The organism is Variovorax sp. RA8, assembly GCF_901827175.1.
GTDB lineage: Bacteria > Pseudomonadota > Gammaproteobacteria > Burkholderiales > Burkholderiaceae_C > Variovorax.
Window position 1 is genome coordinate 3,619,097 of record NZ_LR594662.1, and the last position, 14,770, is coordinate 3,633,866.

The window sequence follows — 14,770 nt, forward strand, 5'->3', positions numbered from 1 at the left end:
GAAGGAGATGACCATGCACAGAACGATCCGGAAGTCTTCCGCATGCACGCACCGTCGTGCAGCCGTGCAGGCATTGGCGCTGCTCCTGGCGGCGTGCGTGCTGCCGCCAGGACGCGCGGCCGCTGCGGGCTACCCGGAGCGCCCGGTGACGATCGTCTCTGCGTTCCCCGCAGGCGGCATCGTGGACGTGATTGCGCGCCGGCTCGCGCAGCATTTTTCCGAGCGCTTCAAGCAGAGCTTCGTCGTCGACAACCGCTCGGGTGCTGCAGGCAGCATCGGCTATTCGGCCGTTGCGCGTGCGGCCCCCGATGGCTACACGCTGGTCGTGGCCAGCGGTCCCACGACAATGGCGCCCCCGGGCGCGGCGGCGCCGTCGTGGCAGCCGCAGACAGCGTTCAGCGCGATCGGGATGATCGGCACCATTCCCCAGGCGATCATCGTGAGCAACGGATTGCCGGTGGGCTCGCTGTCCGATCTCGTGGGCTACGCCAAGGCACGGCCGGGCCAGGTCAACTATGGCTCTGCAGGCGCCGGCACGACGCCCTTCTTCACGATGGAACTGCTCAACCGCCAGCAGAAGATCGACCTCACGCACGTGCCCTATCGAGGCCAGCCCGAGGTGATGACGGACCTGATGCGCGGCGAAATCGGCGTCACCGCGATGACCGTGCCCCTGGTCGTCCAGCAGGTCCAATCGGGCAAGATCAAGGCCATCGCCGTCACCTCGAGCGCCCGGGTCGCGGCGCTGCCGCAGGTGCCCACTGTGGTCGAACAGGGCATGCCCGACCTGGCCATCTCGAACTGGTTCGCCCTGATGGCGCCGGCCGGGCTGTCGCCGCAGGTGCTGGCCACGCTCGCCCGCGCCCTGTCGGAAGCGCTCGCGGCGCCCGATGTCCAGGCCAGCCTCAAGGACCTGGGGCTGGTCATTCAACCCGAGCCGCCCGCGCAGACGCAGGCTTTCGTGCAGGCGGATCTCGCACGTTGGATCGCCATGTCCAGAACGCTCGGCACCGACACCCCCAATGCCAAGGAGACAACGAAGTGAACAACGATATCGCGCAACTTTCTTCGCATGCCAAGCCCGAAGCCATCGAGGCCGACGAGTGGCGGCTGCGCTGCGACCTCGCGGCCTGCTACCAGCTGACGGCTCTGCACGGCATGTCGGACTTGGCCTCGACCCACATCTCCGTGATGCTGCCGGGGCCCGAGCATCACTTTCTCGTCAATCCGCTGGGCACCCTTTTCGAGGAGATGACGGCATCCGCCTTGATCAAGGTCGACCTCGACGGGCGCGTGGTGCAAGGGGACCCGTCACTGCTCAACCCCGCTGGCTTCATCATTCACAGCGCCATTCACATGGCGCAGACTCAGCTCGTGTGCGTCATGCACAGCCACACCCGCGCGAACAACGCGATCGCGATGCAGGCCATGGGCCTGCGGCCTCTGAGCCAGAAGGCCTGCGTCATGCTGGACTTCCTGGGCTACCACGACTACGAGGGCACGGCGCTCGACGAAGACGAGCGCGAGCGCCTTGTACGTGACCTCGGCCCCGAGGGTCGCGTCCTGGTCCTGCGCAACCACGGCGCCCTGAGCGTGGGGCGCAGCGTCGCGGAGGCCTTCTGCTGGATGCTGCGCCTGGAGACAGCGTGCCAGTTCCAGATCGATGGCCAAGCCGGCGGCGTGCCGCTCCATGAACTTTCCGAAGCCACCATCCGGCACACCCGCGCCCAGGGCCGCAAGATGCTGGGGCCCGGCGGCTTCATGGAGGTCGGCAAGCTGGAATGGCCGGGACTGCTGCGCCAGCTGGAGCGCGAGCGCGGGAGCTCTTACCGGACTTGAGCAGGCGGCGGCGCCGGCCGCATGGCGCTAGAGAATGGAAAAGGAAATCGAGCTCGCGACCGCGTCGCGAATGTGCCGGATGCGCTCGCGGTTGAGGCGTTCGGCATCTTCGGCATCGCCGCGTGCGATCGCGTCCAGCAGCTTCTGGTGTTCCTCGATGGCGGCTTCCAGGCGCCCCGGCAGCAGCGCAGTGCGGCTACCCGTCAGGCGCAGGCGGTTCTCGATCGCCAGGACATGCTCCGACAAGGTGGCGCTGCGGCAGCATTCCACGAGCGCACGACGGAACGCCAGCGCGTGATCGAGGTACACGGCGACGTCGCCTTTCCTGGCGCTCGCGGCCAGCTGCTGCATCAGCTTCCTGAGCCGTTGCAGGTGGACGCTGTCCATGTTGCGCGTGGCGAGCCGTGCGACCAGCCCTTCGAGGACTTCGCGGATGTCCAGCAGTTCGATCACTTCCTCCGGGCGCAACTGGGCCACAGTGACGCCCACGAATGGCGTTCGGCTGACCAGGCGCTCCACCTCCAGCTGGCGTATGGCCTCGCGGATCGGCGTGCGGCTCACTTCGAGTTCGGCGGCGAGATCCTGTTCCGTGAGTTTCGATCCCGGCTTGAGCTCCCCGTTCAGGATCGCGGCGCGGATGCGATCGCAGACCTGCTCGGCCGACAGCGTCTGGGGAGCTCGCTTGCGCAATGCGTTGGACTTGTCCGATGTCATGCAACCGTTATACAAGAGATGGCGGCGCGTCACCCGGTCGAATATTCGGGCGCGACGGCCGGCATCTGGAGCACCAGCAGGTGAACGCCGCTCGCGCCGGCAGTGCATCCGCCTGCATCTTCGCTGGGCGAAAGGTAGCGGCTTTCCCAGGGTCGCAGCCGCCCCTGCGGCGTTTCGAGCGCGCCGGCAAGGACCAGCTGGAACTGGCCCGAGCCGCGCGCGTCGATCGGCTCGAGTCGCGACAAGGGCGGCAGCTGCAGCGCATAGGCCTCGAGGCCGTCCTGCGGCGCGATCAACGGGACCCGGCGTGCCGACGCCAGGCCGCGAAGCGCGTCGACCGCCAGAGGCGCATGCACCGGCCCGTGGGCATTCCGCTTCGGTCCGCGCCGCAGGCGATCCCGTGCAGCGGGGAGGAAGTTCGCGCCCGTTTCGTACACCGCCCGAATCGTGAAGTAGCTCAGGCCGGCAGGGCCTGCCACCAGTGGCCCGTAGCCCGTGAAGGCGCCGGCGTAGTGAACGCAGCCGGGGCCCAGCGCGTGCTTACCCAGAGTGCCGCTGCCCTCCTTGATGACCTGGAACTGATTCTGCGTGTGGAAGTGCGGCGCAAGCACGACGTTCGGCGGCTGCTCGACGAGGAAGACGGTCGGGGACAGCCCCGGGCCGGGGTCGCTTCGCATCCACTCGCTTCGATGAAAGCTGAAGCCGTTCTCCAGCACACGATGGTGCCGGGTTTCACCGGCGAGGGCGGCGCTGCCGAGTGCAATCATCGTGTCACTCCAGCCGGGCGCCAGAGCTCTTGATGATGGCCGCCCAGCGGTCGACCTCTACCCCCACGAAGCGCTTGAACTCCGCAGCCGGCTTGGATCGGGGCCGCCCTCCAAGGCCGACGATCCGCTGGGAGAAATCGGGCGAGCGCACGATCTTCGCGAGTTCTTCGCTGACCTTGTCGAAAACGGCCCTGGGCGTGCCGGCAGGCGCCAGCAGTCCGACCCACGGCACGAGATCGAAATCGGCCAGGCCGCTCTCCGCGACCGTCGGCACAGAGGGCAGCACCGAAATGCGCTCGCCAGAGCTCACGGCGATCGCGCGCACCCGCCCGCCCGCCAGGAAGGGCTGGGCCGCGCCATATGCGTCGAAGGAGACCTGCACCTGGCCCGCGGCCAGGTCCGTGAGCGACTTGGCCGCGCCCTGGTAGGGCACGTGCGTCATCTCGATGCCGGTGCGTCGCATGAGCTCCGACATGGCCAGGTGCGACACGGAGCCGTTACCCGGCGACGAGTAGTTCACCTTGCCCCGATTCTCCTTCACGTAGGCGACGAGTTCGTCCAGTGACGTGACCGGCAGCCTGCTGTTCACCATCAGCACGAGCGGCGCGTCGTAGATCAAGCCGACAGGCTCGAAGTCCCTCACGCTGTCGTAGCGCACGTTCTTGTACAGGACCGGATTGCCCGCGACGGCTGCGGATGCCGACAAGGTCATGATGCTGCCGTCGGCCGGCATGCGCGCCACCGCCTCGAGGGCGATGCTGCCCGACTGGCCGGGCATGTTTTCCACGATCAGGGACCGGCCGATCGCCGGGCCCAGGCGATCGGCGAGCAGGCGAGCGACCGCATCGACGGACTGCCCTGCCGGATAGCCGACGATCAGCTTGCCCGTGTCCTTTTGGGCAAAGGCGGCGGTGCCGGTGCACAGCAGCGCGACGATCGCGCCGTTGAAGGTGCGGCGGATGATCTTCATGCGCGTCTCCTTGTCTGGCTCGTTCAGGAACGCGCGGGCTGCGCTGCGCCGAGCATCTGGATGATGGAAGAGAAATCGAGCCGGCCCCGGCCCGCGGCGCAATGCATCGCGTAGACGGACGCTGCAGCTGCGCCGAGCAGCGCAGGCGAGTGGCTCTCGACGGCGGCCTGCTCAGCGAGGCGCAGGTCCTTGAGCATCAGCTCGGACGCAAAGCCGCCCTCGTAGCCGCGATTGGCGGGGGCGGACGGCACCAGGCCTGGCTCGGGTGCGTAGCTCGTGAGGGCCCAGCACTGGCCCGACGATGTCGAGGCGATCTCGAAGAACTTCCGGGCATCGAGGCCCAGGCGCTTTGCCAGGTAAAGGGCTTCCGACACCGCCAGCATGGAAATGCCGGCGAGCATGTTGTTGCAGATCTTCGCAGCCTGCCCGGCGCCGGCCGCGCCTGCGTGGATGATGTTCTTGCCCATGGCGCGCAGCAGTTCGAGCGCACGCGCAAAGGCCGCTTGCGTTCCGCCGGCCATGATGGTGAGCGTCCCCGCGGCGGCGCCGCCGACGCCGCCGGAGACGGGCGCGTCGAGGGTGGCGAGCCCCTTGGCTTGCAAGCGCTCGTGGAAGGTGGCGCAGGACGCGACATCGATCGTCGAGCAATCGATGACCAGTGCGCCCGGGGCGAAAGGCAGCGCCCCCGCCGCAAGCACGTCCAGCACGTGGCGTCCGCTGGGCAGCATCGTGATCACGACCTGCGCGCCGGCCACCACCTGGTGGGCCGATGTGCGTGGGTGCAGCCCCGCGTCATGCGCGCGCTCCATGGCGCCCGCGCTCACGTCGAAGCAGCGCACCTCGTGCCCCGCTTCCTTCAGTCGGCATGCCATGGGAAAGCCCATGTTGCCCAGTCCGATGAAACCGATCACAGCCATGGTGTTGTCTCCTTGGTTTGGAAAGCAGTCGACTCAGCTCATGTTGAAGATCACTGTCTTCTTGTGGGTGAAGTGGTCCAGCATCGCTTCCAGGGAGGCCTCGCGTCCCAGTCCCGATTGCTTGACGCCGCCATAGGACAGTCCGGGCTGGACGACGATGTTCTGGTTCACCTGCACGAAGCCGGCCTGTAGTCGCCGCGTGGCGTCCAGGGCCGTCTTCAGGTTCTGCGTCCAGATGGTCGCTGCCAGCCCGAAGTCGCTGTCGTTGGCCATCGTCAAGGCCTCTTCGTAGCTGGAGAAGCGGATCACGCAGGTCACGGGGCCGAAGATCTCCTCCCGCGCGAGGCGGGAGGTGTTGTCGAGCCCGGTGAAGATGACAGGCCGCACGAAGAGGCCCGAGCGAAGCGCTTCGCCCGCGGGCAGCTGCGAGCATTCGTGCGCCAGCGCCCCGGGCTCGGATCGGCCGCTTTCGATGTAGCCCAGGACCTTGTCGAGCTGGGGCCGCGAGATGATGGTGCCGATGTCCGTCTCCTCATGGAGCGGGTCGCCCATCTTCATCGCATCGACGCGCGCCTTGAGCATGGAGACGAACTCGTCGTGAACCTTCTCGTGCACGAGGATGCGGCTGGCCGCGGTGCAGCTCTGGCCCTGCCGGGTGAAGCGCATGCCGCTGACCGCGCCGGCGACGGCCTTGGGAAGGTCCGCGTCGTCCATCACGATCATCGGGCTCTTGCCGCCGAGTTCGAGCGTGACGGGGATCAGCTTTTCCCCGGCCGTGCGCGCGACGATGCGGCCGGTCTCGACGGAGCCGGTGAAGGTCACCTTCCCCACGCCAGGGTGCGCGACGAGCGGCGCCCCGCAGTCCGCGCCGTAGCCGGAGACGATGTTGAGCACACCCGCAGGCAGCTTCTGGTTAAGGATCTGGCACACGCGCAGAACCGCCAGCGGCGCTTCTTCTGCCGACTTCACCACGACCGTGTTGCCCGCCACCAGCGCCGGCGCGATCTTCAGCGCCATCAGCATCATGGGCGCGTTCCAGGGAATGATCACCCCCACGACACCGATCGGCTCGCGCTGCGTGAGGGTCAGCATGTCGGGGCTGAAGGGAATGGTCTCCCCCTTGAGTTCCGAGCCCAGGCCACCGTAGAACTGCAGCGCGTCGGCGACCACCGAAGCCTCCACACGGCTCTCGGTTCGCAAGGCCTTGCCTGTCTCGAGCGCGACCAGCCGGCCGAGCTCTTCCACGTGCTCGGCCAGAAGACGTGAGCATTCAGCCACGAGGGTGCCTCGCTTGCGCGCGGCCGTTGCGGCCCACGCAGGCTGGGCACTTGCTGCTGCGGCGACTGCCTGGTCCACGTCGCTTGCATCGCTATAGGCGGCATGGCCGATCTCGCGGCCGGTGGCGGGATTGACGACCGGGAAGGTGCGCCCAGAGCGCGCCTCGACCAGTACGCCGCCGATCAGGTTGTACCCGCCGATGGCGCGGGCGAGACGGTGCGGATCCGTGTCCGCATTGAGCTTCGCGTGAGTCATGCTGCGCCTCCTTCATTTCCCTGCGGCGGCCAGTGGCGGCCAGCGCTTCTTGACCTTGATCACCCGGGCACTGCCGCGGCGCACGAACCGGCGCGTGTCGTCGGTGCTGGCCTGGTAGTCCCAGACCGGCTGCATGGCGTCGGGCAGCGAGTTGATGAACTTGCGCCTGGCCTGGCTGGCCAGAACCTGCTGCGTGATCGCCTCCGGGTCCCAGCGGGAGAGCACGCGCGCCTTGAGTTCGGCCAGGACCTGCGGTTGCTGCTGCGCGATGTCGACGAGCTCGTTGGGGTCGGCCTCCATGTCGAACAGGAGGTCGGGATGGCCGTGCGTGTACATGTACTTGTACTTGCCGCGCCGCAGCATGCAGCAGGGGCCGGTCACGCCTTCGGCGGTGTATTCGACGAACGCTTCCGCGTCGGCGCTGTCGTCGCCCGTGGCCACCAGCGGCACGAGGCTGCGGCCATCGATCGGTTCGACCCACGCGGGCGACTTCCCATCGGTGGCGTAGTCCACGAGGGTCGGCAGCAGGTCCACGTGCGAGACCGGGTCTGCGATGCGCCGCGGCTTGGGTGCGCGGGGATCGAAGACCAGCAGGGGTACCTTGGCCGACCAGTCGAAGAACACCCGCTTGAACCACATGCCGCGTTCTCCCAGCATGTCGCCGTGGTCGGAGGTGACCACCACGATCGTGTTGTCGTCGAAGCCGGCGCGCTTGAGCGTTTCGAGCAGGCGCCCGACCTTGTCGTCGATGTAGCTGACCATCGCGTAGTAGGCGTGGCGCGCGCGGCGCACCTGCTCGTCGGTGGCGCCCTTCTCATTGAGCCCGTGGGAGTACTGGACCCACTGGCTGAGCTTGTCGCGCTCCTGCATCGGCATGTCGCCGACGATGGGCAAGTTGATTTCTTCCGGCGAGTACCGCTCGAGGTACTCCGGAGGGATGTGGTACGGCGGGTGGGGGTGGGTATAGGACACGCACATGAAGAATGGCTGCTCGTCCTCCCGCGCGAGGTCGTACAGCCGCTGGATCGCCTTGGCCTCCACTTCCTCGTCGAAATCGAGTTGCAGGCTTCTGAAGCAGGAGCCGCTTTCATCCACCGTGCTCAGGTTGTGGCCCGGCGAGTAGAAGCTGAATTCACCTTCCGTCCAGTCCGCCACCCAGCCGAAGTCCGCGGGGTAGATGTCGGTGGTGAGCCGCTCTTCGAAGCCGTGCTTCTGGTCCGGCCCCACGAAGTGCATCTTGCCGCTGAGGATGGTCTTGTAGCCCTGCTGGGCGAGGTAGTAAGGGAGCGTGGGCGTGGCCGCCTGGAACTCGCAGGCGTTGTCGAACGCGCCGATGCGCGTCGCGAACTGGCCGGCAAGAAGCGAGAAGCGCGCCGGTGCGCACAGCGGGAAATTGCAGTAGGCATTCTCGAAAACGGCGGAGCGCTCGGCGAGCGCCTGCAGGTGAGGCGCTTTCACGACCGGGTTGCCGTGGAACGGCAGGACGGGGGCCGACAGTTGATCGGCCATGACGAACAGGATGTTGGGTTTTCGCATCGGGTCTCCTTGATTGCACAATGATTGCATTTCGGTTGTATGCAATATAGACTGGCCTCAGCGATATGACAAGCGGAGAAAACATGAGCGACCCAACATCCCTGCCCCTGTCCGGCGTTCGCGTCCTGGATCTCACCCGCGCGCTGGCCGGCCCCTTCTGCACCATGGTCCTCGGCGACCTCGGCGCCGATGTGGTCAAGGTCGAGCCGACCGGCGGCGACATGATCCGCAACTGGGGGCCCTTCGACCGCGGCACCAGCGCCTACTACCTGAGCGGCAACCGGAACAAGCGCGGCATCGCCGTCAACTTCCGCGACCCTGCGGCGCTGGACCTGTTGCGAGAGCTGGCGGGAAGATGCGATGTCATCGTGGAGAACTTCCGCGCCGGCGCAATGGAGGCGATGGGCCTCTCCCACGAAACGCTCGCGGCCGCGAATCCACGCCTCATCTACGCGAGCGTGACCGGCTTCGGCCGCACGGGACCGGCCAGCGGCCGCCCGGGCTTCGACCAGATTGCCCAGGGCTACTCGGGCCTGATGAGCGTCACAGGGACCGCGGAGTCCGGTCCTGTTCGCGTCGGGGTGGCCATCGGAGATCAGACCGCCGGCATGTGGTGCGCGATCGGCGTGCTCGCCGCCATTTCAGAGCGGCACGTGAGCGGCCGCGGCCGGCGGGTCGACACCTCCTTGCTGGCCGGCCTCGTCGGACTCATGAGCGTGCAGGCGCAGCGCTACCTGAGCCTCGGCGAAGTGCCGAAGCTCGCGGGGAACACCCACCCCGTCATCTCGCCGTACGGCGTGTTCGAGACAGCCGACGGCCCCTTGAACATCGCGCCGGCGACCGCCGAGATGTGGAAGCGGCTTTGCGAGGTGCTCGAAATGCAGCAACTGGTCGGCGATCCGCGCTACGCCACCAACGCCGCGCGGATCGAGCGGCGCCTGGAACTCAAGGAACTCATCGAGGCGAGATTGAAGGAGCGCAGCCGGGGCGAATGGACGCAAAAGCTGCTCGCCGCCGACATCCCGGCAGGCCCCATCAACGACCTTGCCGACGTCTTCGCGGATGAACAGGTGCTCCACTCGCGGCTCGTGGAGGAGGTGCAGCACGCCGAGCTCGGCGTGATCCGGCAGGTGGGCAGCCCGATCTCGTTCGATGGCCGCCTGGGCGGGTCGATCCGCCGCGCACCTCCGGTCGTGGGGGAACACACCTTCGAAGTGCTTCGGGAACACGGCTATGCAGAGGCGGACCTCCAGGCGATGGCTCGCAAGGGGGTGATCGTGCAGCACGCACAAGGGGCCGTCGCATGAGGGGCGACTCGGCACCCACGCTGGAGATTGCGGACTCGATGGCGATCATCACCTTGCGCCGTCCGGGGCAACACAACCGCATCGATCCGGACGACCCCGCGGTCCTGCTGAAACAGATCGAGCAAGTCCGCGCCGCGCCCTCCGTGCGGCTGCTAGTTCTGACCGGTGAAGGTGAAAAGACCTTCTGCGCCGGCTATACGCTGGGGCAGATCGGCGCACGCCTGGATCGATCTCTCGAGGAAATGCTCGATGCCTTGGAGAAGCTCAACGTTCCCACCCTATGCGCGATGAATGGCAGTGCCTATGGCGGCGGCACCGACCTGGCGCTCGCGTGCGACTTCCGGATTGGTGTGCGTGGATGCCGCCTGTTCATGCCCGCAGCGAGGTTCGGCTTGCACTACTACCCGGGCGGGCTGCGACGCTTCGTCACACGGCTGGGCTGTTCCGCAAGCAAGAAGATCTTCCTGACCGGGATGACGATGGACAGCGAAGAGTTGCTAAGGATCGGCTTCCTCACGGAGCTGGTGGAACGCGATGAGTTCCAACCGCGGATCAACACCTACCGGGACCACATTGCCCGGTGCGAGGTGGAGGCCGTCCGCTCGATGAAACGGCACATCGACGCCATCGCGGCAGGCGATTGGAACGAGGACTCAGGCAGGTCTGCGTACCAAGCGTCCTTGTCGTCGAAGGAAACCGCGAGACGGCTGGCGAGCCTGGCGGATGCGGCAACGAAGTGATCTTCAAGCCTGCGTCGGAAGCGGGAGAAGCTCCCTAGAAGCTCTCCCAATCGCCGCCGGCAGGCACAGCCGAAGGCTTGTGCGGCGTTGCGGCGGCGATGCGCTGGACGGGCGCCTTCGCGCGCGGGGCGGCCTGGGTCGCCGGCCTGACCTGGACCGCAATCACGGCCGCGCGCACAGGCGGCGCTTCATCGTCGTCGAGCTTGAAGGTGCCGACCACCTGCGAAAGCTTCCCGGCCTGGTCCTGCAGCGAGCTTGCCGCGGCCGCCGCCTCTTCCACCAGCGCCGCGTTCTGCTGGGTCACCTGGTCCATCTGCGTGATCGCCTGGTTGATCTGCTCGATGCCTTGGGTCTGCTCGTGGCTCGCCGCGCTGATCTCGCCCACGATATCGGTCACGCGGCGGATGCTGCCCACGATCTCTTCCATCGTCTTGCCGGCTTCGCCCACCAGCGCGGTGCCGGCATCGACCTTGCCCACCGAGTCGTCGATCAGGCCCTTGATTTCCTTGGCGGCTGCAGCCGAGCGCTGCGCGAGATTGCGCACTTCCGATGCCACCACCGCGAAGCCCCGGCCCTGCTCGCCGGCCCGCGCCGCTTCCACCGCAGCGTTGAGCGCGAGGATGTTGGTCTGGAAGGCGATGCCGTCGATCACGCCGATGATGTCGACGATCTTCTTGGACGAGGCGTGGATCGAGGCCATGGTGTCCACCACCTGGTCGACTACGCTGCCGCCCTTCACCGCCACCTCGGAGGCCGAGAGCGCCAGTTGGTTCGCCTGCCGCGCGTTGTCGGCGTTCTGCTTGACGGTGGAGGTCAGCTCTTCCATCGACGCGGCCGTCTGCTCCAGCGAACTGGCCTGCTCCTCGGTGCGCGACGAGAGATCCTGATTGCCCACGGCAATCTGCTGCGACGCGGTCACGATCGAATCGGTCGATTCCTTGATGCGGGTCACCACGTCCGTCAGCGTGTCCTCCATCTCGCCCATGCCCCGCAGCAGGCGGCCGAACTCGCCGCCGCGCTCGGTCTCGAATTCCTTGCTGAGGTCGCCGGCCGCCACGGTCTCGGCGATGAAGATGGCCTCGTCCAGCGGCCTGACGATGCTGCGCACCAGCCCGATCGTCCAGGCGATGCCCGTCGCGAGCGCGAGCAGGCCCAGGCCCAGCAGGAGCCAGCGCGCGCCGTCGATCGCCTGCTCGAGCTCGACGGCTGTCGCGCGGGCCTGCCGGCCCTGCTGTTCGGCCAGGGCCGCGAGCTGCTTCTGGACGCCTTCCGGTACCGTGGCGCCCTGCCCCAGCTGCCGGATACCGCCCTGCAGCATCTCCTGTTGTATGGCCTCGGCGCGCTCGTGGATCTCGGCCATGCCGCGCAAGCGCACCATGCCCATCGCGATCGATGCTGCCATCAACAGCAGCACGATTCCGAACCCCCATCCGAGACGGGTCGCGATCTTCATATTCCGCATGCTTGTTCCTCGACGGCCGCCGATGCGGGGCCTGGTCATGAGGCTTATCGGCAGCACCCGCTGGAACTTGAGAGCCCGAGCCTAGGTGTAATCCCCCAGGAAGCTCCGGAATCGCGATTCGCCCGTGCGGCGGCTATCCGTCGATAGGCACGCCGCCGCCGAAGCGGACCACCCACTGGTCCCAGAGCTCCTGGTTGACGGCGGCAAAGGGGCGCTGCCAGGCGGTCAGCATTTGCAGCTGGATCTGCTGCGCCTGCATCAGGCTCTGGATGACGGCGGCCTGCCAGTCGAGCACCGGCTGGAAGCTGCCATAGGGACTGTTCGACAGATCGGCGGCGGAGGCGAGGGTCATTGGATGTCTCCAGGAAGTTCGGATTGAAAGCGGTCGCTCGCAAGGCCGCGGCGCCTTTGCGCCGGGTCGAAACATGAAGCCTAGTGGATCCCCTCTGGCCCTTCAAGTCGACGCGACGAGTATGCGCTGCAACTTGCCGCTGGCGCCCCGGCATTCGCGTTCGCCGCTCCGGCAGCGGATGTGCACGCCGACGGCGCCGATCCGCAGCAGGAAGGCTGACAGCGCCGCGCGCGCGCGGCGCAGGCTCGCGTCCGCCGCCTTGCCCCGCAGGCCGGTGCGAAGGAGCAGCTCGCACGGGCCCTGCTGGACCAGCTGGAAGTCGAACAGGCCGGCGTCGTCCTCCAGCACTGTGCTCACCGCCAGCGGGGGGACGCAAACGGCGCGGGCGCCCGGGCGGCCGAGCCGCAACGCATCGTCGTTGCGGCCCTCCACCTCGATCGCCGGTAAAGCGGAGCCGCAGGGGCAGGGCTCGGCATCCTGCCGCACGCGGTCCCCGAGCTCGTAGCGGATCAGCGGCTGCACGTGGTTGGCGAGGTTGGTCAGCAGCGTGCTGGCGCCGCGCTCCCCGGGCCGGACCGTGCGACCTTGCGCGTCCAACGACTCGAGGATCGCCCAGTCGCTGTTGAGATGAAGCCGCCCGTGGCGGCATTCGCTGGCCAGCGTGAGGAATTCCGAGGCGCCGTAGCTGTCGACCACGGGGCAGCCCAGCGCCTGCGCCACGAAGCCGCGCCGCGTCGCCGACAGTTCCTCGCCTCCGGTCCACATCTCTCGCGGCACCGTGTGCAGCCGGCCGGCCATGCGCTCCTCGGCCAGCAGCAGCGCCACGCTGGGATAGGTGGCGACGACGGCGGGCCGCAGGGCATCGAGCTCGGCCACCAACGCTTCGGAAGACTGCAGGAAGGAGATGCTGTGCAGGCTCAGCGAGAGCGCCGGGTTGAGACGGCGCAGGCGCTCGATCGAGACCGTGCTCGCAAAATGCCCCCCGGTGGCGCCGACGAAGGCAATGCGCTCGCCCAGCCCGAAGGGATTCATCAACCGCTCGAGCGAGCGCGCCGCTGGCCGGCGCACGAACTCGAGCGCGTCGTAGACCGCCATCGCCTGGGCGTCCTGCACGAAGATGCCCGGCTCGCCGCTGCTGCCCGAGCTTTCCCAGACCATATAGCGTTCGGCGAAAGGGTCGGCGATGCGAGAGCGGTCGGCGGTGAAGCGGCGCAGCGCATCGAGGCGCAGCGCCGGGTCGGCGACCCAGTCGTCGAAGGCGCCCATCAGCTCGGCCTTGCGCACGACCGGCAGTTCTTCCAGCCGCACGCTGGTGGGGTCGAGCCCCTGGAACCGTCGTCGGTAGAAGGCCGATCCGCGCACGGCCGCTCGCAGAAGATCTGCCAGGCGCCGCGCCTGGCGATCGGCCAGCGCCTGGGCGCCGGCATGCGGCACCGCGGCCGCATCGAGCGCGATGCGGCTGGTGAGCCAGGGGTCGAAGGGAGGCAGCATCGCAGGCGGGAGCAGGACCCGCCATGGTGGACGCAGCCGCCCGGCTTGCCAAGGACTATCGAAATACCAGTCGAACACGGCAGGCGATCGGCCCGCCGCGCTGCATCAGCGCGTCTCGCGCCGGGCGAGCTGCACGTTGCCGCCGGTGGTGTTGAAGGAAATGGTCGGCGCGCTGAAGTCGCTCAACGGCGCGCCCAGCCCGATTTCCCCGCTCCCGTGCAGCACGCACTCCTCGCGCCGCAGCGCGATCTCGCCGCTCGCGCCGGCAGTACCGTGGAACCGAACCCAGGTGCCGTAGGTGCTGATGTCGACCAGCACACAGCTGCCCTGCCGCGCCTCGATACGCGCATGCAGCCGCGACACGCGCGGATCGTTGACGACGAACTGCGCCTCGTCCACGCGGCCCAGGTGGATGGGCAGCTCGGCGGCGCGGAACATCGAGCGCACGTCGAGCCACGCGAGCTCGATCTGCCCGAAGGAGGAGTCCGCCACGCGCGACGGCACGGCCAGCGTCGCCGGCATGGTGAGGAACTCGGTGACTTCGTCCTGCCAGTCGATGCGGTGCACCACCGGCATCTCGTTCTTGCCGCGGATATTGATCGGACCGAGGCTGCGATGCCGCGCCTCGCCGCCCTGCAGCTGGTCGATGACCGACTCGGTGGCCCAGATCTGCCCCGGGCCGGCCAGGTCGCTGAGCCGGGACGCGAGGTTGACGGCGTCGCCGTAGCAGTCGCCGTCCACCTCCACCACCTCGCCGCTCGCCACGCCGATCTGCAACTCCATGCGCAACGGGGCCGGCCAGGTTTGCAGGCGCTTCTGGTGATTCCGCTGGAGCTCGAGGACCGCCTTGGTGGCATTGATGCCGCTGGTGAATATTGCAAACACGCCATCGCCCAGCGATTTCACGACACGGCCGCCATGCGCCTCGCAGACGCCGCCGATCCACTGGATGAGGCGGGTAACGGTTTCAGTGGCCCTGGCGTTGCCCATGGCCTCGAAAACCCGGGTGCTTCCCGTCAGGTCAGCGAAAACGACAGTGGGATGGCCGGTCATTTGTGCAATTTTTGGTGGCTCGCGCCGAACGATTATGGCAAAGCGCCGCACGAACGCCCGAGGGGGCGTCAAATCTGACGGTTAGCACG

General features: G+C 67.6%; 14 protein-coding genes. 4 read left to right on the forward strand and 10 right to left on the reverse strand.

The features are described from left to right. Window positions 1-13: 13 nt before the first annotated feature. Complete coding sequence (locus tag E5P3_RS16925) at window positions 14-1,045, forward strand: Bug family tripartite tricarboxylate transporter substrate binding protein (protein WP_162587031.1); 1,032 nt, start codon at window positions 14-16, stop codon at window positions 1,043-1,045. Beyond that, a complete protein-coding gene (locus tag E5P3_RS16930) occupies window positions 1,042-1,839 on the forward strand; it encodes a class II aldolase/adducin family protein (protein WP_232073174.1) in 798 nt (265 codons plus the stop codon). Before E5P3_RS16925 ends, E5P3_RS16930 begins: the two co-directional genes overlap by 4 nt. Before the next feature lie 27 nt (window positions 1,840-1,866). Here the strand turns inward: E5P3_RS16930 and E5P3_RS16935 are convergent, their stop codons facing one another. The 6 genes from E5P3_RS16935 to betC are packed head-to-tail and all read right to left on the reverse strand — an operon-like array spanning window position 1,867 to window position 8,276. Then, a complete protein-coding gene (locus tag E5P3_RS16935) occupies window positions 1,867-2,553 on the reverse strand; it encodes a GntR family transcriptional regulator (protein WP_162587032.1) in 687 nt (228 codons plus the stop codon). 29 nt (window positions 2,554-2,582) lie between these two features. After that, window positions 2,583-3,320 carry a hypothetical protein gene (locus E5P3_RS16940; RefSeq protein WP_162587033.1) on the reverse strand — a complete coding sequence of 246 codons (738 nt, stop codon included), beginning with the start codon at window positions 3,318-3,320 and terminating at the stop codon, window positions 2,583-2,585. 4 nt (window positions 3,321-3,324) lie between these two features. Next, on the reverse strand, window positions 3,325-4,290 hold the full coding sequence (locus tag E5P3_RS16945; protein ID WP_162587034.1) for a Bug family tripartite tricarboxylate transporter substrate binding protein: 966 nt from the start codon (window positions 4,288-4,290) through the stop codon (window positions 3,325-3,327). Between the two features lie 23 nt (window positions 4,291-4,313). Next, on the reverse strand, window positions 4,314-5,207 hold the full coding sequence (gene mmsB / locus E5P3_RS16950; RefSeq protein ID WP_162587035.1) for a 3-hydroxyisobutyrate dehydrogenase: 894 nt from the start codon (window positions 5,205-5,207) through the stop codon (window positions 4,314-4,316). Window positions 5,208-5,240: 33 nt separating this feature from the next. Next, window positions 5,241-6,740 (reverse strand): aldehyde dehydrogenase family protein, encoded by a 1,500-nt coding sequence (locus tag E5P3_RS16955; RefSeq protein WP_162587036.1) that lies wholly within the window; start codon window positions 6,738-6,740, stop codon window positions 5,241-5,243. 12 nt (window positions 6,741-6,752) lie between these two features. After that, a complete protein-coding gene (gene betC / locus E5P3_RS16960) occupies window positions 6,753-8,276 on the reverse strand; it encodes a choline-sulfatase (protein ID WP_162587037.1) in 1,524 nt (507 codons plus the stop codon). A gap of 83 nt (window positions 8,277-8,359) precedes the next feature. Between betC and E5P3_RS16965 the strand changes: the two genes are divergently transcribed. Both E5P3_RS16965 and E5P3_RS16970 read left to right on the forward strand, forming a co-directional pair. Continuing rightward, window positions 8,360-9,583, forward strand: a complete 1,224-nt coding sequence (locus tag E5P3_RS16965) for a CaiB/BaiF CoA transferase family protein (protein WP_162587038.1) — start codon at window positions 8,360-8,362, stop codon at window positions 9,581-9,583. Between the two features lie 38 nt (window positions 9,584-9,621). Further along, entirely contained in the window at window positions 9,622-10,323 is a 702-nt protein-coding gene (locus tag E5P3_RS16970) for an enoyl-CoA hydratase/isomerase family protein (RefSeq protein WP_162587039.1), read from the forward strand. 34 nt (window positions 10,324-10,357) lie between these two features. Here E5P3_RS16970 and E5P3_RS16975 read toward each other — a convergent pair whose 3' ends face one another. The 4 genes from E5P3_RS16975 to E5P3_RS16990 form a co-directional block, all read right to left on the reverse strand. After that, window positions 10,358-11,785: a methyl-accepting chemotaxis protein gene (locus E5P3_RS16975; protein ID WP_197893970.1), complete on the reverse strand. Its 1,428-nt coding sequence runs from the start codon at window positions 11,783-11,785 to the stop codon at window positions 10,358-10,360. A 133-nt stretch (window positions 11,786-11,918) separates the two neighbouring features. Continuing rightward, window positions 11,919-12,137 (reverse strand): hypothetical protein, encoded by a 219-nt coding sequence (locus tag E5P3_RS16980; protein ID WP_162587040.1) that lies wholly within the window; start codon window positions 12,135-12,137, stop codon window positions 11,919-11,921. A gap of 102 nt (window positions 12,138-12,239) precedes the next feature. Next, window positions 12,240-13,628 carry a phenylacetate--CoA ligase family protein gene (locus tag E5P3_RS16985; protein WP_162587041.1) on the reverse strand — a complete coding sequence of 463 codons (1,389 nt, stop codon included), beginning with the start codon at window positions 13,626-13,628 and terminating at the stop codon, window positions 12,240-12,242. A gap of 105 nt (window positions 13,629-13,733) precedes the next feature. Beyond that, a complete protein-coding gene (locus E5P3_RS16990) occupies window positions 13,734-14,681 on the reverse strand; it encodes an adenylate/guanylate cyclase domain-containing protein (RefSeq protein WP_162587042.1) in 948 nt (315 codons plus the stop codon). Window positions 14,682-14,770 lie beyond the last annotated feature (89 nt).